This window comes from Nocardia concava NBRC 100430, from assembly GCF_000308815.1.
GTDB lineage: Bacteria > Actinomycetota > Actinomycetes > Mycobacteriales > Mycobacteriaceae > Nocardia > Nocardia concava.
In genome coordinates this window covers 257,730-281,778 of record NZ_BAFX01000075.1, presented here as the reverse complement: position 1 = coordinate 281,778, position 24,049 = coordinate 257,730, and the positions used below count along the sequence as shown (strand labels likewise).

At 68.2% G+C, this 24,049-nt stretch carries 20 protein-coding genes; 11 read left to right on the top strand and 9 right to left on the bottom strand.

Translation table 11 applies throughout. The features are described 5' to 3' along the window. Window positions 1–127: 127 nt before the first annotated feature. On the top strand, window positions 128–1,324 hold the full coding sequence (gene hsaA, locus ON43_RS17195; protein WP_040808466.1) for a 3-hydroxy-9,10-secoandrosta-1,3,5(10)-triene-9,17-dione monooxygenase oxygenase subunit: 1,197 nt from the start codon (window positions 128–130) through the stop codon (window positions 1,322–1,324). Window positions 1,325–1,333: 9 nt separating this feature from the next. Here hsaA and ON43_RS17190 read toward each other — a convergent pair whose 3' ends face one another. Then, window positions 1,334–2,317 (bottom strand): proline dehydrogenase family protein, encoded by a 984-nt coding sequence (locus ON43_RS17190; RefSeq protein WP_373283451.1) that lies wholly within the window; start codon window positions 2,315–2,317, stop codon window positions 1,334–1,336. Beyond that, window positions 2,314–3,972 carry an L-glutamate gamma-semialdehyde dehydrogenase gene (pruA, locus tag ON43_RS17185; RefSeq protein WP_040808462.1) on the bottom strand — a complete coding sequence of 553 codons (1,659 nt, stop codon included), beginning with the start codon at window positions 3,970–3,972 and terminating at the stop codon, window positions 2,314–2,316. Before pruA ends, ON43_RS17190 begins: the two co-directional genes overlap by 4 nt. 156 nt (window positions 3,973–4,128) lie before the next feature. Between pruA and ON43_RS17180 the strand changes: the two genes are divergently transcribed. Further along, a complete protein-coding gene (locus ON43_RS17180) occupies window positions 4,129–5,799 on the top strand; it encodes a PucR family transcriptional regulator (protein WP_083913474.1) in 1,671 nt (556 codons plus the stop codon). Here ON43_RS17180 and ON43_RS17175 read toward each other — a convergent pair. The 3 genes from ON43_RS17175 to ON43_RS17165 all read right to left on the bottom strand — a co-directional run bounded on the left by ON43_RS17175 (window position 5,796) and on the right by ON43_RS17165 (window position 9,502). Then, a complete protein-coding gene (locus ON43_RS17175) occupies window positions 5,796–7,049 on the bottom strand; it encodes a lipase family protein (protein ID WP_083913473.1) in 1,254 nt (417 codons plus the stop codon). The genes ON43_RS17180 and ON43_RS17175 overlap by 4 nt on opposite strands. Before the next feature lie 120 nt (window positions 7,050–7,169). After that, entirely contained in the window at window positions 7,170–8,132 is a 963-nt protein-coding gene (locus ON43_RS17170) for an alpha/beta hydrolase (RefSeq protein ID WP_040808714.1), read from the bottom strand. Between the two features lie 134 nt (window positions 8,133–8,266). Further along, window positions 8,267–9,502, bottom strand: a complete 1,236-nt coding sequence (locus tag ON43_RS17165; protein ID WP_245568629.1) for a lipase family protein — start codon at window positions 9,500–9,502, stop codon at window positions 8,267–8,269. Between the two features lie 131 nt (window positions 9,503–9,633). On the opposite strand from ON43_RS17165, the gene ON43_RS17160 reads away from it, so the two are divergent. Next, window positions 9,634–10,740 carry a hypothetical protein gene (locus ON43_RS17160; RefSeq protein WP_157514080.1) on the top strand — a complete coding sequence of 369 codons (1,107 nt, stop codon included), beginning with the start codon at window positions 9,634–9,636 and terminating at the stop codon, window positions 10,738–10,740. A gap of 13 nt (window positions 10,741–10,753) precedes the next feature. Here ON43_RS17160 and ON43_RS17155 read toward each other — a convergent pair whose 3' ends face one another. Together ON43_RS17155 and ON43_RS17150 are read right to left on the bottom strand one after the other, a co-directional pair. Then, window positions 10,754–11,986: a cytochrome P450 gene (locus ON43_RS17155; protein WP_040808459.1), complete on the bottom strand. Its 1,233-nt coding sequence runs from the start codon at window positions 11,984–11,986 to the stop codon at window positions 10,754–10,756. Between the two features lie 8 nt (window positions 11,987–11,994). Next, on the bottom strand, window positions 11,995–12,189 hold the full coding sequence (locus ON43_RS17150; protein WP_040808458.1) for a ferredoxin: 195 nt from the start codon (window positions 12,187–12,189) through the stop codon (window positions 11,995–11,997). 234 nt (window positions 12,190–12,423) lie between these two features. On the opposite strand from ON43_RS17150, the gene ON43_RS17145 reads away from it, so the two are divergent. Continuing rightward, complete coding sequence (locus ON43_RS17145) at window positions 12,424–13,014, top strand: NADPH-dependent FMN reductase (protein ID WP_040808457.1); 591 nt, start codon at window positions 12,424–12,426, stop codon at window positions 13,012–13,014. A gap of 8 nt (window positions 13,015–13,022) precedes the next feature. On the opposite strand, the gene ON43_RS17140 is transcribed toward ON43_RS17145, so the two are convergent. Together ON43_RS17140 and ON43_RS17135 are read right to left on the bottom strand one after the other, a co-directional pair. After that, window positions 13,023–14,597: an FUSC family protein gene (locus tag ON43_RS17140; protein WP_051178545.1), complete on the bottom strand. Its 1,575-nt coding sequence runs from the start codon at window positions 14,595–14,597 to the stop codon at window positions 13,023–13,025. A gap of 199 nt (window positions 14,598–14,796) precedes the next feature. Continuing rightward, the gene (locus ON43_RS17135) at window positions 14,797–15,906 is read right to left on the bottom strand and encodes a tetratricopeptide repeat protein (RefSeq protein WP_157514079.1); all 1,110 of its coding nucleotides are present in this window, start codon (window positions 15,904–15,906) and stop codon (window positions 14,797–14,799) included. Window positions 15,907–16,056: 150 nt separating this feature from the next. Between ON43_RS17135 and ON43_RS17130 the strand changes: the two genes are divergently transcribed. The 7 genes from ON43_RS17130 (at window position 16,057) to ON43_RS17100 (ending at window position 23,886) form a co-directional block, all read left to right on the top strand. Beyond that, the gene (locus ON43_RS17130) at window positions 16,057–17,031 is read left to right on the top strand and encodes a 4Fe-4S binding protein (RefSeq protein ID WP_051178544.1); all 975 of its coding nucleotides are present in this window, start codon (window positions 16,057–16,059) and stop codon (window positions 17,029–17,031) included. Beyond that, on the top strand, window positions 17,028–18,140 hold the full coding sequence (locus ON43_RS17125) for a 4Fe-4S binding protein (RefSeq protein WP_063712565.1): 1,113 nt from the start codon (window positions 17,028–17,030) through the stop codon (window positions 18,138–18,140). The genes ON43_RS17130 and ON43_RS17125 overlap by 4 nt, the downstream gene beginning before the upstream one ends. Further along, a complete protein-coding gene (locus ON43_RS17120) occupies window positions 18,133–18,729 on the top strand; it encodes a hypothetical protein (protein WP_040808454.1) in 597 nt (198 codons plus the stop codon). Before ON43_RS17125 ends, ON43_RS17120 begins: the two co-directional genes overlap by 8 nt. Window positions 18,730–18,816: 87 nt before the next feature. Continuing rightward, window positions 18,817–19,104 (top strand): hypothetical protein, encoded by a 288-nt coding sequence (locus ON43_RS17115; RefSeq protein ID WP_040808453.1) that lies wholly within the window; start codon window positions 18,817–18,819, stop codon window positions 19,102–19,104. Between the two features lie 15 nt (window positions 19,105–19,119). Next, window positions 19,120–21,153: an aconitate hydratase gene (locus tag ON43_RS17110; protein WP_040808452.1), complete on the top strand. Its 2,034-nt coding sequence runs from the start codon at window positions 19,120–19,122 to the stop codon at window positions 21,151–21,153. Between the two features lie 4 nt (window positions 21,154–21,157). Next, window positions 21,158–22,654 (top strand): bifunctional phosphatase PAP2/diacylglycerol kinase family protein, encoded by a 1,497-nt coding sequence (locus ON43_RS17105; protein WP_218003285.1) that lies wholly within the window; start codon window positions 21,158–21,160, stop codon window positions 22,652–22,654. 149 nt (window positions 22,655–22,803) lie between these two features. Then, window positions 22,804–23,886 carry a GGDEF domain-containing protein gene (locus ON43_RS17100; protein WP_040808451.1) on the top strand — a complete coding sequence of 361 codons (1,083 nt, stop codon included), beginning with the start codon at window positions 22,804–22,806 and terminating at the stop codon, window positions 23,884–23,886. Window positions 23,887–24,049 lie beyond the last annotated feature (163 nt).

The following is a 24,049-nucleotide window of genomic DNA, read 5'->3' as shown; positions in this document are numbered from 1 at the left end:
GCCGCCGTCCCGGTGACCGGAACACCTTGCGGGCTCGGCGGATTCGGCGCGCGCCGGTACCTGCAGTGCCTTAACCTCAAACCGAAATGTGTTCCTTTCGTTATTTCAAGGTGGGAGTTCAGCTCACGTGACTCTTGGCGTGTTCGACCACGAAGTGCTCGAGGCAATCGAGAAGCTCCTACCCGTGCTGCGCGAGCGCGCGCAGCAGACCGAGGATCTGCGGCGCATCCCCGACGAGACCATCGCGGACCTGCGCGAGACCGGATTCTTCAAACTCATGCAGCCCACCCGATGGGGCGGCTACGCGGCGGAGCCGGTGATCGTCTACGACGCCATCCGTCGCCTCTCGCGCGCCTGCGGCTCCACGGGCTGGATCTCCAGCGTCTTCGGCATCCACCCCTGGCATCTCGCCCTGTTCGATCAGCAAGCGCAGCAAGACGTCTGGGGCGAGAACCCGGACGCGCTGCTGTGCTCCTCCTATGCCCCGATGGGCATCGGGATCCAGGCCGAGGGCGGCTTCCGGGTCAGCGGTGCGTGGCGTTACTCCTCGGGGTGCGACAGTGCCGACTGGGCGCTGCTGGGCGGTCCGGTGCTCGTCGATGGCGCGCCCCTCATGGTCGGCGACATCCCGCAGTTCGGCACCTTCCTGATTCCCAAGGCCGATTTCACCATCGATCAGGTGTGGGACACCTTCGGTTTGGCGGGGACCGGCTCCAATACGGTGCTCGTGCAGGACGTTTTCGTCCCTGAGCACCGGTTCCTGAGCTTCCACGATATGAACGACGGCACCATGCCGGGCGTGGCGGTCAATACCGAACCGGTGTACCGCATGCCGTGGGGCACCATCCTGCCCACCGGCCTGTCGACCCCGGTGCTCGGTATGGCCGAGGGCGCGCGCGACATCTACGTCGAATACCAGCGCGAGCGTTGGCGGGCCGCCTTCGTCGGCGAGCAGGCCAAGAACGACCCGTACGTCACCGAGCGGGTGGGTCGCGTGACCAGCGACATCGATGCCTCCTGGCGGCAGCTGGCGGGCCACCTCGTCGAGGAGTACCAGACCATTCTGTCCGGCGGGGAGATCTCCATCGACACTCGCCTGGACGCGCGCCGCGATCAGGTGCGCGCCACCCAGCGCTGTGTCGCCGCCATCGACGTGTTCATGGAATCCGCCGGTGCGGCGGCCCTGTCGAAGGGCACGCCGCTGCAACGGTTGTTCCGTGACGCGCACGCGGCCCGCGTGCACGCCACCAATGAGGCGGAGAAGGTCTACGACATGTACGGCAAGTACAAGTTCGGCCTCGACCCGATGCTGATCATGGTTTAGCTCCGCACATCACCGCCGTGCGCCCGGACCGAACGATCGCAGGAAGAACGCGAGATTGGCCGGGCGCTCGGCCAATCGGCGCATGAAGTAGCCGTACCACTGGTCGCCGTAGGGTACGTAGGTGCGCAGATGCGCGCCCTCGGCGACCAGTCGCCGCTGCTCCTCGTCCCGGATGCCGTAGAGCATCTGGAATTCGAACCGGTCGGGTTCGCGGCGCACTTCGAGATCGTTGCCGGGCACAGCCCGGATGTACCTGGCCGCCGCCTCGAGCATGACCGGATCGTGGGTGGCCACCATGGGATAGCCCTGGCCGTTCATGAGGATGTCGAGGCAGCGCAGATACGACGCGTCCACTTCGTCCCGGTCCGGATAGGCCACCCCGGCCGGTTCCCGATACGCGCCCTTGCACAACCGGATTCGCGATCCCGGCCCGGCCATATCGCGGCAGTCGCCCTCGGTGCGCAGCAGATACGCCTGCAACACCGTGCCCACCCACGGGAAATCCTCCCGCAGCGCCCGCACCACCGACAGTGTGGAATCGGTGGTGGTGTGATCCTCCGCGTCGACCGTCACCCACACCCCCGCGGCCGAGGCCGCGGTGCAGATCTTGTGGGCGTGCTCGAGCGCGATCGCATGCCCATCCCGCGGCAACGACTGCCCCAGCGCGGAGAGCTTGAGCGAAACCTCCAGCGGCCGAACCGCCCCCGCCGACCCCGGCAACTCACCGAACGTCTCGAGCAGGCTCAGATAGTGCGAGACGGTCGCGCGCGCCCGCTCGATATCGGTGGTGTCCTCGCCCAGATAGTCGATACTCGCGTACCGCCCCGACGCGAGCAGCGCCTCGGTGACCGTGGCCGCCTGCTCCTCGGTCTCCCCGGCGACGAAGCGCCGCACCACTTTCCGGGTCGAGGTCATCCCGGTGACGGTCTTCTCCACGCGCGGCGACCGCGAGGCCGCCAGCAACGCCGGACGCAAAACGGTCGTGAACATCAGCGCTCCCCCGCTTCCGGCGCGACCGCCTGATGCGGATAGCGGTGATCCCGCGGCGGCACGAAGGTCTCCTTGATGGTCCGCGCCGAGGTCCAGCGCAGCAGATTCTGCGCCGAGCCGGCCTTGTCGTTCGTCCCCGAGGCGCGCGACCCGCCGAAGGGCTGCTGTCCGACCACCGCACCGGTCGGCTTGTCATTGATGTAGAAGTTGCCCGCCGCGAACCGAAGTCGCTCGGTGGCGGCGGCGACCGCAGCCCGATCGTCGGCGATCACCGCACCGGTCAGCGCATACGGCGACCCGCGATCGACCAGTTCGAGCACCGAATCGAATCCGCCCGGCGTCGAGTCGTCGTAGACGTGCACCGCCAGGATCGGCCCGAAGTACTCGGTGCGGAAGGCCTCGTCGGAGGTATCCTCACCCAGCAGCACCGTCGGCTCCACGAACCAGCCTTCGCTGTCGTCGGCGCGCCCACCGGTGAGCACGGTCAGGCTCGGCGTCGCCTTGGCCCGATCCAGCGCCGCCACATTGCGTTCGAAGGCGCGCCGATCGATCAGCGCCCCACCGAAATTCGTGAAATCGGTGACGTCGCCATAGGTCAGCTCCGACACCTTCGCCAGGAAATCCCCCGACATGCGCTCCCACACCGACTTCGGGATGAACGCCCGCGACGCCGCCGAACACTTCTGCCCCTGGTAATCGAACGCCCCGCGAATCAGCGCCGTACTCAACACCTCCGGATCGGCGGAGCTGTGCGCCAGCACGAAATCCTTCCCGCCCGTCTCCCCGACCAGCCGCGGATAGGTGTCGTACCCGGCGATATTGTCCGCCACCGACTTCCACAGATGTTGGAACGTCCCCGTCGACCCGGTGAAATGAATCCCGGCCAGCCGCCGATCGGACAGCGCCACCGCCGACACCTCCGGCCCGTGCCCGTGCACCAGATTGATCACCCCGGGCGGCAGGCCCGCCGCCTCCAGCAGCCGCATCGTCTGATACGCCGAAAACGCCTGCGTAGGTGAGGGTTTCCACACCACCGTATTGCCCATCAAGGCGGGTGCGGTCGGCAGATTTCCCGCGATGGCCGTGAAGTTGAACGGCGTGATCGCGTACACGAACCCCTCCAGCGGCCGGTACTCCACCCGATTCCACACCCCCGCCGACGAGATCGGCTGCTCGGTGAGAATCCCGCGCGCGAAATGCACATTGAAGCGCCAGAAATCCACCAGCTCACACGGTGCGTCGATCTCGGCCTGATACGCGGTCTTCGACTGGCCCAGCATGGTCGCCGCCGCCACCGTCTCCCGCCACGGCCCGGACAGCAGATCCGCCGCCCGCAGGAATACCGCCGCCCGCTCATCGAAGGACAACCCCCGCCACCCCGGCGCCGCCGCAGCCGCCGCCTCGATCGCCTCGGCCGTATCCCGCGCCTCGGCCACGGTGATCGTCCCCAGCACCGCCGAATGCCGATGCGGCTGCACCACATCGACGGTCTCTCCCGAACTCCGCCGCTCCTTCCCGCCGATCACGTGCGGAATCTCGAACGGTGTCCCGGCGAGCTCGGCCAGCTTGCCCTGTAATCTCGCGCGCTCCGGGCTCCCGGGCGCGAAGCTCCCCACCGGTTCGTTCACCGGCGGCGGCGTGAGGGTGACGGCATCCATGACAACCTCCTGGCGGAATGTGGCCCGAGCCACTGAGCGAATACGCCGAGTCAACCGCGAACCGCACCACGAATATTGAGCCGATCGGCCAAAGACCTCACCGGAGTGTTGTACGGTCGGCCGAACCCTCGTCCCCGCCTACCCGGAGTCAGCATCATGGCCAGCGACAATCCGGCCGACAACCACACACCGGGCATCGCCCTGCGCGAGTTGCTCGCCGCGCTCGGCGCGACACTGGTCGAACTGCTCGACGCGCCCCGCGGCGACGAGGTGGCGATCGGGTCTGTCGCCTTGGTCGACAGCTCCGACCTGACCTCGGAAACGGCTGCCCACGCACCGATTTCGGACATGTACCTGCATGTCGGCGTCAGCGAGGCCGAGGCGGTGCGGTGGCTGCGGGAGGTCGGTGAGCGGGAGGCGGACGGGCGACCGCGAGTGGTGCTGTCCAAGACCGCCGAGTCGGAAGAACTGCGCCGGGCGGCGCGGCGGGCCGGGGTCGCGGTCGTCGCGGTTCACCCACGCGCGCGCTGGGACCACGTGTACCCCCTGATCCGTCGAGTCCTCGACCGCACCCGCGGTGCCCGCGAGGGTGAGGAGCGTGATCTCCTCGCCGCCGACACCGACCTTTTCGGATTGGCGCAGATCATCGCCCAGAACGCGGGCGGAATGGTGACCATCGAAGACGCGCAGTCCCACGTGCTCGCGTACTCGGCCTCCAACGAATCCGCCGACCGCTTGCGCATCCAATCCATCCTCGGCCGGGAGGGGCCGCGCGAATACCTGCGCATCCTCCAGCAGTGGGGCGTCTTCGACCGCCTGCGGCAAACCGACGAGGTCATCGATCTCCCCGCCCACGCCGAACTCGACATCAAACACCGTCTGGCCGTGGGCATCCGGCGCCCCGGCGAGGGCAGCGCCGCGACCGTGCTGGGCGCGATCTGGCTCCAGGAGGGCGACAAACCCTTCGAACCCGGTGCGGCCGAGGTACTCCGGGGCGCATCGGCCATCGCGGCCCGCATCATCTCCCGCAGCCTCGACGCCCCCTCCACCGAGGCGCTCCTCATCCAACGCCTGTTCGGCGCACGCGGCGAGGGAGTCGACGTACCGTCCGTGGCCAGCGCACTCGGCATCCCGGTCACCGGCCCCGCCGCGGTCATCGGTTTCGCACTCACCGGCGACACCTCCGGCACGCGGGAGCGTGAGATTCTCGGGAGCGCGCTTCGGCTGCGCGCCAGTGCGTTTCGCCGGGACTCGCTGACCACCCTCATTGGGGATCGCGCCTACATCCTGCTGCCGCGCTACCAATCGGCGCGGGCGGTCAGCGCCTGGACGCGGCAACTGGTGGAGCAACTCGAATCCGCGAGCAATCTGATCCTGCGGGCCGCCATCGCGATTCCGGTGCCCGAACTCGATCAGGTCGCCCGCGCCCGGCTGGAGGTGGACCGCGTCCTGGACAGCACCGCGGCCACCTTCCCCAAGGACCGCGTCACCACCCTCGCCGAATCCCGGACGGCGGTGCTGCTGGGCGAGATCCTCGACCACATCGCCGCCCGTCCGGAACTCCACGACCCCCGCCTGACCGCGCTGTTCGACTACGACCGCAGCCACGCCGCCCAACTCGAGGCCAGCGTGGAGCACTATCTACGCCACCACGGCGACGTGCGCGCGGCCGCCACCGCCCTGCGCATCCACCCGAACACCTTGCGCTACCGGCTGCGTCGCGCCCAGGACATCACCGGCATCGACCTGGAGGATCCGGCCGACCGGCTGCTGCTGGAACTGCAACTGGCCCGCCACCGCCGCGCCGGAGACCGACCGCATGACTAGCAGTTCGATGGTGCGGGCACGCCGCGGAACCGCGCATCGATCCAGTTGATCGCCGCCGGCGCGCCGAGCACAGCGGTGGTGAGATGGTCCGGGCTGGGGAACAATTCGGACTCCACCGGGACCCCGCCCGCGCAATACCGGCGCATCGTGTTCGCGATGGCGTCGACCGGGATCAGCGCATCCTGCGGGGCGTGCCATTCGAAGATCGGCGTCGCGGGCAGCCCGTCGAACAGCTCGATGCTGTTGTCCTCCACCACATGTCGCGCCACCGGATCGCCCACCAGCGAGGTAGAGGCGGCGAAGTCGACGACGCTGTGCCCGGCCCCGGCGACCAGGATGTCGTTGGTGCAGCCGTTGGCGATGGCATTGCGCACCGCCAGCCCCGCGGCATTCATGTTCTCGCTGATCGGCAGCTGCGCCGGATACTCGCGCTCCAGACCGATGGCCGCGGCCATCGCCAGCCCGAACACCGGATGATGCTGATAGCCCAGCCCTTCGATCATCTTCACCAGATTCATCGGCACCCCGCCCGCCGCGGCCCCGACCAGGCGCAGCTCCGGCGCGTAGCGCGGCTGCAGCGCCGCCGCCCACGAGGTCGCCATGCCGCCACCCGAATAGCCCAGCAGCGCAACCGGACTCGCACCGAGCCCGAACTCGCGCACCCGCTGCACCGCGCGAATCCCGTCGAGGGTGATCAGCCCGCCCAGCCGCGCCGCGCCATAGGCGATGGTCGGCCCCAGATGATCGGGCAGCGCGATCGACCAGCCGCGCAGCAGCAGCCCGTTGAGCACCGGCGCCTCGCGTACCGCCAGATTCGGATCCTGGGTGTAAAGCACATGCGACACCGCGCATTTGGTGCCCAGACCATTGATGATGTGCTGATACGACAGCAGCGGCGCACCCGGAATCGCATTGGCCGGGCGCAGCACCGTGGTCGTCGCGGCGATCGGATCACCGGCGGAATTCGTCGAGCGGAACTTCACCAGCGACACCGAGACACCCGGGAAGGTGATCAGCGGCGGCATGGCCCGCACCGCGAGCACCTCGCCGGGTGCGGCCGCGGCCAGCTCGGGCGGTGCCGCGTAGAACGGATCGGGATCCGGTGTCGGGTAGAGAGGCGACGCGCCCGCGGGTGCGGCGGCGAGCGCCAGCAGCACGGGCACGGCACCGAGCGCGATCAGACGGCATACGCGGGCGCATCGCACACTCAGGATGTGGTTGCCCGCGCCGCGACGAATCACGGCGGTCATCACGGTATAAGTACCTCCGGTGGGTTTCGGAAAAGTTGCCGATAGCACTTTCGGACCTCCGAACCATCCGGTGATCACGACACGCCGAGATCTTCAATAGTTCATCCGAGAAATACGAAATTAATCCGAAAGGGCCGCATCTAATAAAGGCCACGAGTCATGTAAATCCTGCTGCCAATACGGCCAGGAATGGGTGCCCTGCGGATGGAAAACAAATGTCGCGGGCACCTCGAGCTGTTCGAGCCGCCGCTGGAAGGTCTCGGTGCACCCGCGCACCAGATACTCGAGCACCGCGCCGAAGGTCACCGCCTGCGGCATCAGCGGATCGGTCAGCGATTCCGGCCCCGGTGTCCCGCTGCCCGCCGAGATGTAGACCGCCTTGCCGCGCAGCGCCTCCGCGTGCGTCACCGGATCGTGGGCGGACCACGCCGGATCATCGTCGGGACCCCACATGTTCTCCGCATCGCCGCCCACCCACCGCACCGAATTCCGAATGGCCAGTTTGGCATTCGCGCTCACCGTGTCCAGGCAGCCGCTGAAGGCCGCGAAGCCGCGATACAGGTTCGGGTAGCGGATGGTCAGCGTCGCCGCCGACAGCGCGCCCATGGACAGCCCGCCGATGGCATTGCGCCCGGTGCCGTGGAAGCGCGCGTCGATCAGCGGCGGCAGCTCCCTGGTCAGGAACGTCTCCCACATCTGCACCCCGCCCAGGCCGGGATCGGGCCGCTCCCAATCGGAATAGAAGCTGCCGCGCGCCCCGACCGGCAGCACCACATTCACCCGCTTATCGGCGAAGAACGCGGCGATATCGGTCTTCTGCGTCCAATTCGTCTCCCCCGCAGCGCTGTCCACGCCGTCGAGCAGGTAATAAGAAGGGCGCGGCGCGTCATCGGCGGGATGCAGCACATCGACGGTGACCGCGCGCCCCATGGCGGCGGAATACACCGTGAGTTGTGATCGGTTCGGACCGATTTCCCGCGCTCCCGTAATGGCGGATTCCGGCAGCGGTTCGGCGTGCGGGACGCCGGTACCCGATATCAGGAACACCATCAAGGCGAGTACCGCGGTCGCGGCCCTGCGCATATCGGCGGTCATCGATTTCCATTCATCAGGATGCGACTGTCCGGGCAAATCGCATGCTAAGTGAAATGTTCACGAGCCAATCGAAGCGACGCCGCAATTAGTTTGCTAAATGTTAGCTAAATCGCGATGACATTTCAGTGACCTGGACCGGTGCACCCCGGTGGCACCAGCCGCCCGGCCAGCAGCTGATCGATCCAGCCGTTCGTCAGCGGAATAGAGAGCGCACCGACCAGGAAATGCTCACCCGGGAACGGCTGCAACCGCACTCGCGCGCCCCGGGCGCACCACTCGTCGAACAGATGCCGCGCGCCTTCGTAGGGAATCCAGATCTCGTGGACCCCGTGGAAGATGAACACCGGCGCGGTCGGTGCGACGGCACCGGGCCGGTTCTGGTCCAGAATCCGCTGCACCATGGGTAGTTTCGTCGGTTCGGGCACATTCGAGAGTTGATCGATGCGCAGCGGTGCGATCACCCCGAGCTGGGTCTCCTGCGCAATGCAGATGTCGCGGAACAGCTTCGCCACCCGCCAGCCGTTGTCATTGAGCAGCGTCAGCAGCTCCGGATACTCGCGGGCCAGCCCGAGCGCGGCCGCCAGCAGCACGCCGGAGGCGAAATTGACCCCGTCCATCCGGGGCAGCAGCAGCCGGAAATCCGAGGGTCCGCCGCCGACGATCGAACCCGCCAGCCGAATCTCCGGGGCATAGGACGGCGCGAGCTGCGCGGCCCACGCGGTCGCGATCGCGCCTCCGGAGTAGCCGGTCAGCACCACCGGCGTCGCCGGGCTCAGCCCCGGCATGGGCGTACGGGTCACGGCCCGAATCGAATCGAGCACGGCGTGCCCGCCCATGAGCCCGGCCGCATAGGCCTGGCGCGGTCCCTGATGGTCGGGGATGACCACCGCGTAGTTCTTGGCGAGCAGCATCTGGATCGCGAGGAAGTCGGCCGAGATGCCCCGCTTCAATTCGGCCGAGGGGGCGCAGGTGTGCCCCACCGAGGAGATCGGAATGTTGTAGGAGACCAAAGGCCTTGGGCCGGGCCCCTTCCAGGCTGCGTTCGGCAGCAGCAGGGTGGTGACGACCGGGACCGGCTGATCGTGCGAATCCGTCGATCGCACCAGCAGCTCCAGCGAGCGCGCGGTTGGGAACAGGCCACCGGCCACGCGGACGGACAGCAATGACCCCGGCGGTCGCGCCTCGAAACCCGGCTTGGGCATGTAGAAGGGATCGCTGCTCGGAGTCGGCATGATGGACGCCGGATCGTGTTGCGGCTCCAGTAGATCCTGTACCGGATTGGCGTGCGCGTACGTGGGCAGCAGCGCCGTCGTCAGCGCCGCCAGCATCCACACCCGAATTGTCCGGATTGCCGTCACGATCCGCGATCGTCACATACCGATTGGTCTTCTTTCTGGATTTGCCCCGGCGCGTTCCGGAATTGCTCCGCCCCGCCGGCAAGATCACCCGGAACCCTGCCGTGACCGGGTTGTTCTGGCACAGTGGCGGAATGAGGCGCGGTGTCGGAATGTGGTGGCCGATCCTGCTGGTGGCGGTGCTCGCCCTCGCGACCGGATGCACCACGCGGTCGGCGGAGTCGAATTCGGACTGGCGGGAACTGACCCTGCCGCAGCGCGACGCCCGCATCCTCGAATTCGCGCCCACCGCCGACGGCGTGCTGGCCCTGGGCTCGATCCCGGTCGGCGACGGCCGCGCCCCCGCCGCCTGGACCTCCACCGACGGGACGCAGTGGAAACCGGTCCCGGTGCGCGGCGAGAGCGCCTACGCCAAACTGGCGGAACTGATCTCGGCCGGTGTGGGCGACCGGACGGTGGTGCTGGGCCAGGCTTTCGGTGGCGCGCACAGCAATCCGCGCATGACCATCTGGAGTGGTGACGCACAGGGGCTCACCGAGCATCCGCAGGCCATGGAGATGTTCGGCGGCCCGCACGCCATCGCGGTGACGACGGCGGCGGCATTGCGCGGCACCGATCTGCTGATCGGCGATTGGGACGGGCCGGAGGGCCGCTACGGTGCCGCGTTCTGGACTTCCGCCAATGGCGCGGACTGGGTGCGCCACGCCGATGACCCGGCCCTGTCCTCGGCCCCCGGCGAACAGACCGGCGCAGCCGCCGTCACGACCGGCCCGTCGGGGTTCGTGATCGTCGGAGAAACGTTGCGCGACAGCGTGCTCCGGCCCGTGCAGTGGACCTCACCCGACGCTGTCACCTGGCAGCGCCACGAGATGGCGGGGACCAATGCCGTGGCCAACCGCGTGGCATGCGGTTCGAGCGCGTGCGCGGTCTTCGGTCAGACCATCGGCGCGGCACCGAAGGTCCTGTGCTGGGCCTCGCCTGACGCCGAACCCGTCACCGGTCCCTCCGCGACGACCGTCGACACCCTGCAACTCGTGCCGACCGGCTCACGCGTACTGAGTCTCGTCGCACTCGACCACACCGTGCAACTGCACTCGGTGACCACGAATTGCGGCGACTGGCAACGGATTCCACTGCCCGCCGACGCACCCGCGGCCCGCATGATCGCCATGCCCGCCGGCCTGCTGCTGGCCACCACCGGTGACGACCGCAGCAGGCTCTGGCTGCATGCCCTGCCGTGATCCGGCTACTGCGTCACCACCGCACCGGCAGCTCGACGACGCCGTAAACCATGGCGTCCCACTTGAATTCGATCTCCTCGACCGCCTTGCCCAGCCGCAGCTGCGGAATGCGGCGGAACAGCGTCTGCAGCACCATGCCGAGCTCGATGCGCGCCAGCTGCAGCCCGATGCACTGGTGGCGGCCCGAGCCGAACGCCAGATGCTGGCCGGCATTGGCGCGGGTCAGGTCCAGGTTCTCCGGATCGGCGAAGACCGTCGCGTCGAAATTGGCCGAGGCCAGATCGAATACGATCGGATCGCCGGCCGGAATGACCGTCCCGGCGACCTCGATGTCCTCGACGGCGACGCGGCGCAGCCCGGTGTCCACGATGCTCATGTACCGGATCAGCTCGTCGACCGCGGTGCCCAGCACCTCGGGGTCCTCGGTATCGCGGATGACGGCCAGCTGCTCGGGCTGTTCCAGCAGTGCGATCACCGCCAGCGAGATCATGTTCGCAGTGGTCTCGTGCCCGGCGACCAGAATGCCGACCGCCTGCAGCGCGGCCTCCCACACCTGCAGCTCACCGGAATTCACCAGCTCGGCGATGTCGGAGAGCAGATCCTCGGCCGGGTTGGCGGTCTTGGCCTCGATCAGCTTGTTGAGGAAGCCCAGCACCTCCAGCGTCGACTGCTGCTGCTCCTCGGCGGTGGCCTGACCGCCGAAGCCGAGCTCGGTGGCCTCCTGGAAGAAGGCGTGATCCTCATAGGGCACGCCCAGCAGTTCGCAGATCATCAGAGAGGGCACCGGCAGCGCCAGCGCCCGCACCAGATCGGCCGAATCACCCGCGGCCAGCATGGCATCGATGGTCTGGTCGATGTGCTTCTGGATATTGGGCCGCATGGCCTCGAGCCGCTTGGGCGTGAACGGCTTGGCCAGCATGCGCCGGTAGCGGGCGTGCTCGGCACCGTCGGTGTTGAACATGGTGCGCGGGCTCATCTCCGCGACCGCCTTCATCCCCTCGTGGATGTGCGGGTAGGCCGGGTGATGGTTGTCGGCGCTGACCCGCGGATCGGCGAACAGCTCCCGCGCCTCGGCGTAACCGGTGATCAGCCAGGGCTGCTTGCCCTCCCAGGTCCGCACCGTGGAAATCGGTCCCGCGGCGGCGAGTTCGGCGATCTCGGGGGCCGGGCGGAAGGGGCAGGTCGCCGAGCGGCGTCCCGGATAGAAGGTGGGCTCTGCGGTGGCTTCGGCTAGTGAGTCGGACATCGTCAGCGTCAATCCTCGATCTGTATCGCTTGTGCTGGGCAGAATTCGGCGGCCGAGCGCACGGCCTGCGCCAGCTCCGCCCCCGGATTCTCATCGAGCAGCACGACGATGCCGTCATCGTCGCCCTGATCGAAAACTCGGTCGGCACGCACGGCGCAATGACCGGCCGCGATGCATCTGTCGCGACTGACAGCCACCTTCACGTAGAGCCCCCCGAAGAACAGTTCGCCGCAACGACTTTGGCGGCCTGTCAGCCTAACACGCTGAATCAGGGGTCGCGGGGCGTGTGAATCCTCGCGCGGACACCGCGCACGGCTCACCTGTGACAGTGATGATCAGTGAGTCTCGTCATCGTGAGGGGGTGTCACAACGGCGCGGCGGGCGGGGTCTCGGGGTCGAAACCAGCTTCCGGCGGACACTTTCGAGGAGACAACATCATGATCAGAGTCGGCATCATCGTGGCCAGCACCCGTCCCGGCCGCGTCGGCGTCCAGGTCGGCGATTGGGTGCGGGACCTGGCGGTCGAATACGCGGGCGAGACAGCCGAATTCGTGCTACTGGACCTGCACGACTACCGGCTGCCGCTGCTCGACGAGCCGGTCCCGGCGCTGCGCGCGCCCGGGCAGCAGCCGCACACCCGGCGCTGGGCCGAAAGCGTCGCCGCCTGTGACGCTTTCATCGTCGTGACGCCCGAGTACAACACCGCTCCCCCGCCGTCGCTGATCAATGCGATCGACTTCCTGTACCACGAATGGGTCGGCAAGCCGGTCGCCTATGTCGGCTACGGCATCTACGGCGCGGTCATGGCGATCAAGCAATTGCGCTCGCAGGCGGGTGCGATCGGAATGGCCGATATCGCACCCCAATTGGGGCTGACCCTGCGCGAGGATTTCGTGAACTTCAGCGAATTCCGGCCGCAGCAGACGCGCGCGGCGGCACTGCACGGCCTCGTCGACGGGCTGCTGGCATGGGCGCGGGCGCTGACTCCGCTGCGCACCCCCGGCGAGCCCGCCGCCCTACCCCGGTAGCGGGTGCCTCAGGCACGGAATGCCCGCGACCACTCGTCGATCGCGGGCAGCTCACCGCCGGGCGGAACGGTCCGGCAGGCGGCCAGCAGGTCGTAGCCGGCGTGCACCAGAGTCACATGGTGCGACCAGATTTCGTGCGCCCAGCCGGGATCGTTGTGCGCGGAGTCGAGACCGCCGCGCATGGCTCCGATCAGATCGAATTGCAGATCCCTGCGCAGCGCCATCGGGCCGGGCGCATCGGCGGGTTCCCGGCGCAGCCGCGCCAGCAGGGCGGTCGCGCCGGTGCGCACTCGGTGGTCGGTCCAGCGCAGGGTGCGCCGATCCGCATGCGGCATGAGGAATCTCAAGGCCAGGACCGCGACGATCACGCCGATCGCGGTCTCCGCCAGCCGGTCCCGCAGCGCCGGGCCGAGCTCACCGCCCGCGCCCGCACCACCGGCGAGCAGGGCCACCGGAGTGAAGAAGATGGCAGCGAGCGCGTAATTGCGCACGATGAACAATTCGACGCCGAATTGCAGCACCGCCAAGACGATCACCAGCGGAAAACCGGTGAGCGACAACTGGAATACCACGGCGAAAACCACCAGACCCGCCGCGGTGCCGACCAGACGATGCACCGCGCGCACGCCGCCGTTCACGCGATCCGGACCGGCCTGCAGGATGATCAGCGCGGTCAGGATCGCCCAGTGCGGATGCTCGGAACCGACCAGACCACCCAGCAACCCGGCGATCACGCAGGCGCAGCCGACCCGCGCGGTCGTCACGGCCGCATGCGAATCCCAGGTCAGCGACCGGCGCAAGCGGTATCGCAGGGTCGGCATGGCCAAGGGAATGCCCTGCGGCGCCTCGGTCTCGTCGTCGGGCTCGACCGCCGCACCCCAGCGCCGATGCGCCGCCAGCAACTGCGACACCAGCTCGGAATCACCTGCCCGATCGGACAATCCGGCGTCGTAGACCGTCGCCCAACCCGCCCACAGGGCCTCGGCCGCCGCATGGCGCTGCGCGGCCGTCGCGGTGCCCTGCTCGCGAGCGGCCACATAGCCGTCCACCGCGCGCAGTGCCCGCGCCACCGCCTCCCGCTCGGGATGGTCGGGCGCGACGATCCAGCCCGCCATCCCCGCCACCAGCGATCCCGCGATGCCCAGCACCGTCGCGACCAGGATGCCCGCCGCGCCGATACCTGCCCGCACGGCCGCCAACGCACCCGAACACGCCACGAGGAAGAACATCACGCCCGGCGGACCCAGCCGCGCGGCCGCGATCACATACACGCCGACCATCGCCACGGCCGGGAGGACCACGATATTCACCAGCCACGCCGGAACATTCGGCCCCGGCCCGCCCACACCCACCGCGATCCCGACCCCGACACACGCGAGCAATGCCGCCCCCGCCAGCGCGATCACCCGCCACCGCACCCGATACGCGCGCCCCTCGCCATACATCACCGCGAACGCCCCGAAACACACGAACAACGCCCACTCGGCGCGCCCGACGATCACCAGCAATCCCGCGGGCACCCCGAACGCCAGTCCCGTCCGCAACCCGGCCTCCCACCGCCAGCCGACCGGATTGACCTTCAAAACGAGGTCTCGAACCCCGGCAACACGCGGTGGACGTTCTCCTGGTAGATCACTATCGGCAGCCACCCTGCCATCCAACACCCCGCCGCCCGGACCGATCAGCGAAGGTCCGGCTACCGTCGTGTGAGCCGGCGCGGCGATGCGATATCAACGGTCGGGGCGCCTCCCGGATCGGGCGGGTGGGTCCGGTGCGACGGTGTCAGTGGCGCGGGATCGCAGCTAGCAAGCGGCCCACCGCGATTCGCGCACGCGATCCTCCGGACGCGGGCCGCGGCGGCTGCGCGGGGCGCTGGAAGTACACCACCTCATCGGCCAGCTCCGCGTGGATTCCCAGGTCCGCGAGAATCTCCAGGGCCAGCCGGGCCTGTCCGGCCGCCGGGATCACCCCGGCGCGGCCGTCGGCATCCTCGCAGGAGCAGGTGGTGTCACAGTCACGTTCCCACAGGGCGGCGAGGATGTCGGCGATCTCGACGTCGATGCAGCCTTCTCGCTCGCCCACCTGTATGTGCTGTTGGCGGTGGCGCACCGCTATCAGGCCGCCGTTGACCGGTTCGCACCGGGCGCAGAGCGGATAGGGACCCAGGACGACCTGTCCGGCCCGTTGCAGTTTGTCGAGTTGCAGTTCCCGATTGCTGATCGCCACGTCCATCCGGGGTGTGAACGCGCCGGGCTCGAGCTCGTCGAGGTCCTGATAGAGGCGGATGGCTTCGTCAGTGGCGCGCAATGCTTCCGCGGTGTCTCCCGCGTGGTCGGCGTAGACGCCGAGCATGTGCAGTGCGACGGCCAGACTGGAGTGGTAGGTGGGCCGGTGCGGCACGAGGCGCCGCAGGATCCGGACCTCTTCGGCGCCGGCCGACAACGCCTGCTGCGGGTCGCCTGCCTGGTCGTGGGCTCGCGCGAGGGTGTCCAGCGCTGCCAGCAGCAAAGGTCCGAACCACCGAGGTTTCGCGTCGATTCCGGTGCGGCACAACTCGACCGCCTCTCGTGCGTCGGTAGTGGCCTCGGCGTAGCGCCCCAGTTCGTACAGAAGGTCGGCCCGCAGATAGAGCGACTGCGCCAAGCCCACGCGATAACGAACGCGACCCGTGGTCAGGCCGCGGCGACAGATCCGCATGGATTCCTCGACATCGGCCAAGGCCGGTTCGAGTTCTCCGGCGCTCTTCCGCGACCGCGCCGAACTCCGCAGCATGCGGGCCAGATCCACGTCGAGACGCGGTACTGCGTCGGCCAGCCACCGGGACAATTTGAGCGCGTCGCGCATGAGTTCCGGTTCCCGCTCAGCCTGCCGGACGATCATGCTCGAGACCACAGTCGGCCCTCCCCTCCGTCGAATCATGCGCCGCGAGGGCGCACCGGGTTATGTCCAACCCCCGTGGCTCTCAATGTAATTCCCGATACTCTGGCGTGCACCGATGATTTCTCGCGGCTCGCGAGGTCTACATCTTCGGGAGGTATCCGTATGACCGGAGTATTGGACGCGGCACAGCTACGGCAGATCTGCCTGGACGCTGGGGCCGACGATGCCGGATTCGCGGCCCTGGAGACGCCGGGGCTCGAAGGCGAGGTCGACTATGTGCGTGAGGCATTGCCGAGTACGCGGTCGCTGATCGCGGTGTGCGTGCGGCTGTCGCGGGAGAATTTCACCAGCCGGGCGGCCAGCATGGTGAACACCGAGATCGATACCGCCATACCGGTGCTCGACCGGATCGGGCACCGGATCAGTATCGCCCTGCAGGACCTGGGGTTTCGAGCGCTGTATCCGTCGGTGACGTTCCCGGTGGAGGCGCACCGGCTGCCCAGTCGCGGCTGGACGGTGTCACACAAACCGGTGGCGGTGGCGGCCGGACTGGGGCATCTGGGCATTCACCGCTGTGTGATCCATCCGAAGTTCGGCAGCTTCATCGGTCTCGGCACCGTGCTCACCGACGCCGAGGTCACGCCGTATTCGCAACCGCTGGACTGGAATCCGTGCCTGGGCTGCTATCTGTGTGTGGCCGCTTGCCCGGTCGGGGCCATTCACAATGATGGCAGTTTCGATTTCAACAGCTGCTACACCCACACCTACAACCAGTTCGTGAACAACTTCGCCGACTGGGTGGAGACCATGGCCGACAGCGAGGACGCCGCCGATTACGGCGAGCGGATGACCCCGCGCGAGACCACCCTGCAATCGCGGCGGCAGTATCGCTCCGGGTATTGCGTGGCGGTGTGCCCGGCCGGTGAGGATGTGATCGGGCCCTATCTCGACAACCGGAAAGAGCATCTGCAGCTGGTGCTGCGGCCGCTGCAGCGCAAACCCGAGAACGTGTACGTCAGCCCGGGGTCGAACGCGGAGACCCATGTGCGCAAGCGGTACAAGAAGAAGACGGTCCGCTATGTGGATACCGGGATCATGCCGCCCGATGGCATCGACGCGGCGCCGGAGTCGAAATGAATGAGACCGAGCGGTTGTGGAATCGGCTGCATGTGCCGGTCCAGCGCGGGACCCGGGAGCACGAGCATCCGACGGTCGCGGCGGTGCGCGCTCGCGGTCAGCGCGAATCCGACGGTGAGCCGGTCGATCTCGACGCCGACTGGTTACGTGAGCTGTGCCTGTCCGCCGGATTGGACGATGTCGGATTCGTCGCGCTCGATACGCCGGGGCTCGAGGGCGAACGTGACTACGTGCTCGAGGCTTTGCCTGGCACGCGGTCATTGATCGGTCTGTGCCTGCGCACCAGTCGCGACAATTTGCAGAGCCGCTCGACCAGTGCCGCCAATCGTGACGTCGCCACCACCCAGGAACTGGTCCACGAGGCGGCCCGGCACATCTGCCTGGAATTGCAGCGGCACGGGGTGCGCGCGCTGTATCCGGCGTCCGGATTCCCAGCCGAGGTCCACCGATATCCGAATCGCAGCTGGGTGGTGTCGCACAAGCTGGTGGCCGTGGCCGGCGGTCTGGGGCAGATGGGATTGCACCGCAATGTCATTCACCCGCGGTACGGCACCTTCATCGTGCTGGGCACGATCCTGCTCGACCGCCCGATCAGCCGTTACGACCAACCGGTCGCCTCGAATCCCTGTATCGACTGCGGGCTCTGCGTGACCACCTGCCCGGTCGGCGCGATCCACACTGACGGCGGTTTCGACTTCGACGCCTGCTACACCCACAACAACCACCACGAGCTCTCCAACTTCGCGGGCTGGGTCGAGGAGGTCGTCGACAGCGCCGACGCCGCCGACTACCGCCGCCGGGTCACCCCGAGCGAGACCCTCGCGGTGTGGCAGAGCCTGTCGTTCCATCCGCAATTCCGCGCGGGCTACTGCGTCGCGGTCTGCCCGGCCGGTGAGGACGTGCTCGGCCGCTACCTCACCGATCCGGATACGCATTCGCGCGAGATCGTGCAGCCGCTGATGCGTAAACCGGAATACGTCTACGTCGACGCGGGCTCGGACGCCGAATCGCATGTACGGAACAGGTTTCCGCACAAGACGATCCGCCATCCCCGGCGCGTGGAGGTGCCCGAACCCGAGATCGATCCGGTGCCCGAGCACCATGACTGACACCTACGAACTGCGCCGCGACCTGCCGATCTTCGAGATCTACACCGGTGCGCGCGGCGCCCGCCTGGAGATCCACCCGTGGTTCTTCGTCAACGGGCAGCAGTACCTGGGCCTCACCCGGGTACTGCCGCCAGGCACCGGGAAGGGACCGGCGCACATCCATCTCGGCGTCACCCAGCACTCGTTCCTGCTGGACGGCCCGCGCGCCCGCTACCGGCGCGGCCTGCGCTCCGGGTCGCTGACCACCGACGACGAGCTCATCATCCCGCCCGGCGCGGCCCATGTAGACCCGTACAACGACACCGACCGGCCCATCACCATCCGTACTCTCTACTCACCGGGCCCGGTCTGGATGCTGTCCTTCGGCCGCACCCTCGGCCAAGCGGTCCGCGACGGCAAAACCAATGCCCACCAGGAACTTCACTTCCTGCACCTGCTGATGATGCTGGCCTCACCGGGCTCGGTCACCTACGCCGCGGGCATCCCCCTCCCCGTGCAGCGTCACCTGCTGCTCCCCCTCGCCGCCCGCCTCGCCCGCCGCCGCGGTTACGGCCCCGCCGCCGGATTGCGTCCCCACATCTTCCGATGATCGAGGTTTCGTCCCGTCGTTCCCGGTTACCCGACCGACTGCCAGCACTCTGCGCTGGCACACCCGACGACGGAAGGAAACAGCCACATGTTGATGCTCACCCCCATGGCCGTCAAGGCGGTTCGCGACATCACCTCCACCGAAGGCGGACCACAGGACGCCGGACTGCGAATCACCACGGCCGACCACGCCGAGACCTTCCGGCTGCGGGTCGCCGACGGTCCGGCCGAGCACGACGAAGTCTTGAATGCCGAGGGCGCGCGGATCTTCATGGACCACGACTCGGCGCAATACTTCGACGACAAGATCCTCGATACCGGCGTCGACACGAACGGGAACGCCACGTTCGTCGTCGGACCGCAGGCCGGTAGCTGACCGAATGTAGCCGCTATGCCAATGAATCTGGCGCGCAAGCTGATCGCATCGCATCTGGAGTCCGGTGTCATGACGCCGGGCGAAGAGATCGCGATCCGGATCGATCAGACCCTGACCCAGGACGCCACCGGGACCCTGGTCATGCAGGAACTCGAGGCGCTGGGCCTGGACCACGCGCGCACGGAGGTCAGCGTCCAATACGTCGACCACAATCTGCTGCAGACCGATGAGAAGAACGCCGAGGATCACGAATACCTCCGCACGGCCGCGCAGCGCTTCGGACTGTGGTTCTCCAAGGCGGGCAACGGCGTCTCGCATCCCACCCATATGCAGCGGTTCGGGGTGCCGGGCCGGACGCTCGCCGGATCGGATTCGCACACCCCGGCGGCCGGTTCGCTGGGCATGCTGGCCATCGGCGTCGGCGGACTGGAAGTGGCGCTGGCGATCTCCGGCCGTCCCCTGCACCTGCGCATGCCGCAGGTGTGGGGGGTTCGGCTGGAAGGCGAACTGCCGCAATGGTGTTCGGCCAAGGATGTGATCCTGGAGATGCTGCGGCGGCACGGCGTGTCCGGGGGCGTCAATCGGATCATCGAGTATCACGGGCCGGGGCTGGCGGGACTGTCGGCGATGGATCGTCACGTGATCGCGAACATGGGGGCCGAATTGGGCGCGACCACAACGGTTTTCCCCAGCGACGAGGCGGTGCGCGCCTTCCTCGGCGAGGAGGGCCGGGAAAGCGATTGGGTCGAGCTGGTCGCCGATCCCGATGCCGACTACGACGTCGAGGACAGCATCGATCTGTCCGGGCTCGAGCCGCTCATCGCGCGGCCGTCCTCACCGGACAATGTGGTGCCGGTGCGCGAGGTGGCGGGCACCGAGATCGCGCAGGTGGTGATCGGATCCAGCGCCAATCCCGGGCTGCGCGACTTCGCGATCGCGGCGGCCATGGTGGCCGGGCGGCAGACCGTGCCGCAGGTCAGCTTCGACGTCAATCCGACCTCCCGGGAAATCCTCACCGACCTGACGCGAATGGGTGCGGTCACCGAGCTGGTGGCCGCCGGGGCGCGCATCCATCAGGCCGGGTGCATGGGCTGTATCGGCATGGGGCAGGCACCCGCGGTGGGGCGGAATTCGTTGCGCACCATGCCGCGTAATTTCCCGGGCCGCTCGGGCACCAAGGAGGACTCGGTGTGGCTGTGCTCGCCGGAGACCGCGGCGGCGTCCGCGCTGACCGGTGTGATCACCGATCCCCGCGCCTGGGCGCACACCGCGCGCATGGAGTATCCGAAGATCGAACTGCCCGGCCGGGCCTCGGTCAACACCACGATGCTGGTCGCGCCGCTGGATCCCGAACAGGCCCACACCGTGCGACCGGTCAAGGGCCCCAACATCTCCAGCCTGCCCGACCTGACGCCGCTGCCCGAGCGGGTGGAAGCGCCGGTGCTGCTGAAGGTCGGCGACGGTATCTCCACCGACGAGATCTCCCCCGCCGGGGCGCGCGCCCTGCCGTTCCGATCCAATATTCCCAAGCTGGCGATGTTCACCTTCACCCAGATCGACGAGTCGTATCCCGAACGCGCGCGACAGGTCGGCGAATCCGGTCATATCGTCGTCGGGGGCGAGAACTACGGTCAGGGCTCCTCGCGCGAGCACGCGGCGATCACACCGCGCTACCTGGGTCTGCGGGTGGTCATCGCGAAATCCTTCGCCCGCATCCACTGGCAGAATCTCGCCAACTTCGGTGTGCTGGCAGTGGAATTCGACGATCCCGCCGACTACGACAGCATCGAGCAGGGCGACACGCTGCTGCTCGAGGGGCTGCACGATATAGCCCGCACCACGCGGTTGCGCGTCCGCGACATGACCAACGACCGCACCTTCACCGTTCACCACCGTCTCTCGCCGCGCCAGGTCGACGACGTGCTGGCGGGCGGATTGATCTCGCGTCTGGCGCACGAACAGCAGTCTCCCGAGGAGGGCTCGAACCGCGTTGAAGCACACAGTGTTGTTGAGGCACATAGTGTTACGGCAAAGGGCGATCGGGACTGATCGAGTGGAGCTCGCCCGGGCGCGGGCGCGCCGGAAGTTCCGCCGGGTCGGGCGGGCCGATCGGGCGCTGACCGCCGCGGTGGCGCGCCTGCCCGCCTCGGCGGTGGACGACGGGCTGCTGATGCTCACCCGCAGCGCGGATTTCGGTGTCCTGTGGCTGCTCATCGCGGGCGTGCTCGGCACCCGCAAGGGCCCGCCGCGGCGAGCCGCCGTGCGCGGCGTCGTATCCCTCGGCGCCACGTCCCTGCTCGTCGACTCGATCCTCAAACCGATCATCGCGCGCCGCCGCCCGGCCGCCGACCTGCTGCCCGTGCACCGGCGCCTGACCCCCGCCCCGGCCTCCTCGTCGTTCCCATCGGGGCACAGTGCGGCCGCGGCCGCGTTCGCCACCGCCGTCGCACTCGAAAACCCCCGCGCGGCAGCGGTTGTCGGGCCACTGGCCGCGATCGTCGCCTATTCGCGCGTTCACACCGGCGTGCATTGGGGCAGCGATGTCCTCGTCGGCGCGGCCGTAGGCTCCGGCGTCGCCCTGGCGACCCGGCGCTGGTGGCCCGCGCACGTCCCCGCCGGAGCCCACACCCGGACCGTCACGGACGTCCCCGCGCTCCCCGACGGCGAAGGGCTACTGGTACTGGTGAATCCGGCCTCCGGTGATCCCGACGTCGATCCCGCCGCGGACATCAAGGACCTGCTGCCCGCGGCCTCCATCGTGAGCCTGGATACCGGCGAGGACCCGGTCGTCCGACTCGAAACGGCCTATCGCGAACACCCGCAACCCGTCTCGGCCCTGGGCGTCGCGGGCGGCGACGGCACCCTCGCCGCCGCGGCCACCGTCGCCCTGCGCCACGGCCTTCCGCTGGCGGTGTTCCCCACCGGCACCCTCAATCACTTCGCCCGCGACCTGGGCGTCCTCGACCCGAGCGCGACCGCCGCGGCCGTCGCCGCCGGCGAGGCGGTCACGGTCGGAATCGCACGCGTCGACTACGACGACGAACGCGGCCCCCGCACCAGGCACCTGATCAACACCGCGGGCCTGGGCACCTACCCGGACATGCTCGCGCTGCGCCGCGAATGGCGCCCCCGCTGGGGCCGCTGGCCCGCCTTCGCCGCCGCCCTCCTGGTCGGTCTCCGCCGCGCCCGCCCCCTGCACGCCCGCATCGACGGCCGCTCCCACCGCATCTGGGTCCTGTTCCTCGGCAACGGCCCCTACTACCCGCGCCGCGCCATCCCCGCCTTCCGCGAACGTCTCGACTCCGGCCTCCTCGACGTCCGCTGGGTGCGAGCCGACCTCCCCTTCTCCCGCGTCCGCGCCGGCCTGGCCGTCCTCTCCGCCACCATCGGCCACACCAAGGTCTACGCCGAATCCCACCCCTCCGCCCTGACCATCGAATTGCCCACTCGCACAAGTCTCGCCGCCGACGGAGAGGTGATCGGCTCCGCGACCCGCATCCACTTCCGCGTCGCGGGCCGTATTTCCGTCTACCGCGCGACCGGGAGGTGATCGTCACACGGAGCCGTAGCGACGTCACTCACCGGTTCCACCCGCAGCGCACAACTGGCAAAATTCTCCATTCAGGCGAGAGTTCCCTGTAAGCGCAGATCGAGAGTTCCTGTAAGCACAGCTGCTGATGCCGATCCGGAAGCGTTGACATGGAGGATGTGCGGGGCGGTTTCGCGACAATGCGGGCGTGGTGGCGCGATCCCGTCGATTACGGCTGGCTGCCCGCCGCCCTGCGTGCCCGCCACGGCCTCGGTTTCGTTCAGCTGTTCGTGGGCGCCGGCGGTGCGGCCATGGGCGCGACCAGCGTCCTGACCATGCTGTCGCCGGCCGGACCGCAGGGCACCGCCGCGCGGATGGTCCATTGGGCCGTCGCGGCGCTGGCGGTGGTGTGGGCACTGCGCTGGTGGACACTGCCCTGGCCCAGCCGTCGCGAGTCACTGGTTCTGGTCTCGCTCGCCGATATCGCCATCACCGCGGCCTGCCTGCTCGACGCCGACCCGGTGTACGGCTCGCTGGGCTCGGTGCTGCTGGTGGCGACCGGCGGCTATATCGCGGTGTTCCACTCGTCCAAAGTGCTTGTCTCGCACGCCATCTGGTCACTGCTGTCGGTATCGGCGCTGACCGTGGTGATGATCTGTGTGGCCTCGGATGTGCCCCTGGCGCTGGCGATCCTGTTCATCGTCGTGGTGGCCACCGTGATCGTGCTGCCGACGGTGCACTTCTGCTATTGGGTGCTGCGCACCGAAGCGATGTCCGACCCGCTCACCGGTCTGTTGAACCGGCGCGGTCTCGACTACTACCTGCCCAGCCTGGCCCGGTCCTCCGGCGCCAGGATGTATGTCATCTCGGTGGACCTGGACCGCTTCAAACGCATCAACGACACCTACGGCCACCACGCGGGCAACCAGGTGCTGACCGGCGTCGCCCGTCAACTTCGTGCCGTCGCCGACCCGGGTACCGTGATCGCCCGGATCGGCGGAGACGAGTTCGTCGCCTTCTGCCGATGTGAGCACACCGACGTCGACGCGGTGGCCCAGCGCGTCCGGCGTGCGGTGGCGAACGGCACCGGAAGCGCGATCCCGGTTACCGCGAGCGTCGGAGTCGCCGTCTTCGTTCCGTCCGAGATCGCGACCGTTTCCGACTCCGTCCTCGTCGACCACCTCCTGCACATCGCGGACCTGCCGATGTACCAGGCGAAACGCCTCGGCGGTGACAAGGTCGTCAACGGCTGATGATGGCCAGATCACACTTGAGGCCCGATGTGAGCCCATCCCGCCCGACTGTGCGGTCCATCCCAATCGCATTGCCGCCCGCCGAACGTGAATCCTACGATCGCGATGGATTCATGGTCTCTCCGAACGACGAAGGGCGGCACATCATGACAACGCTCATCCT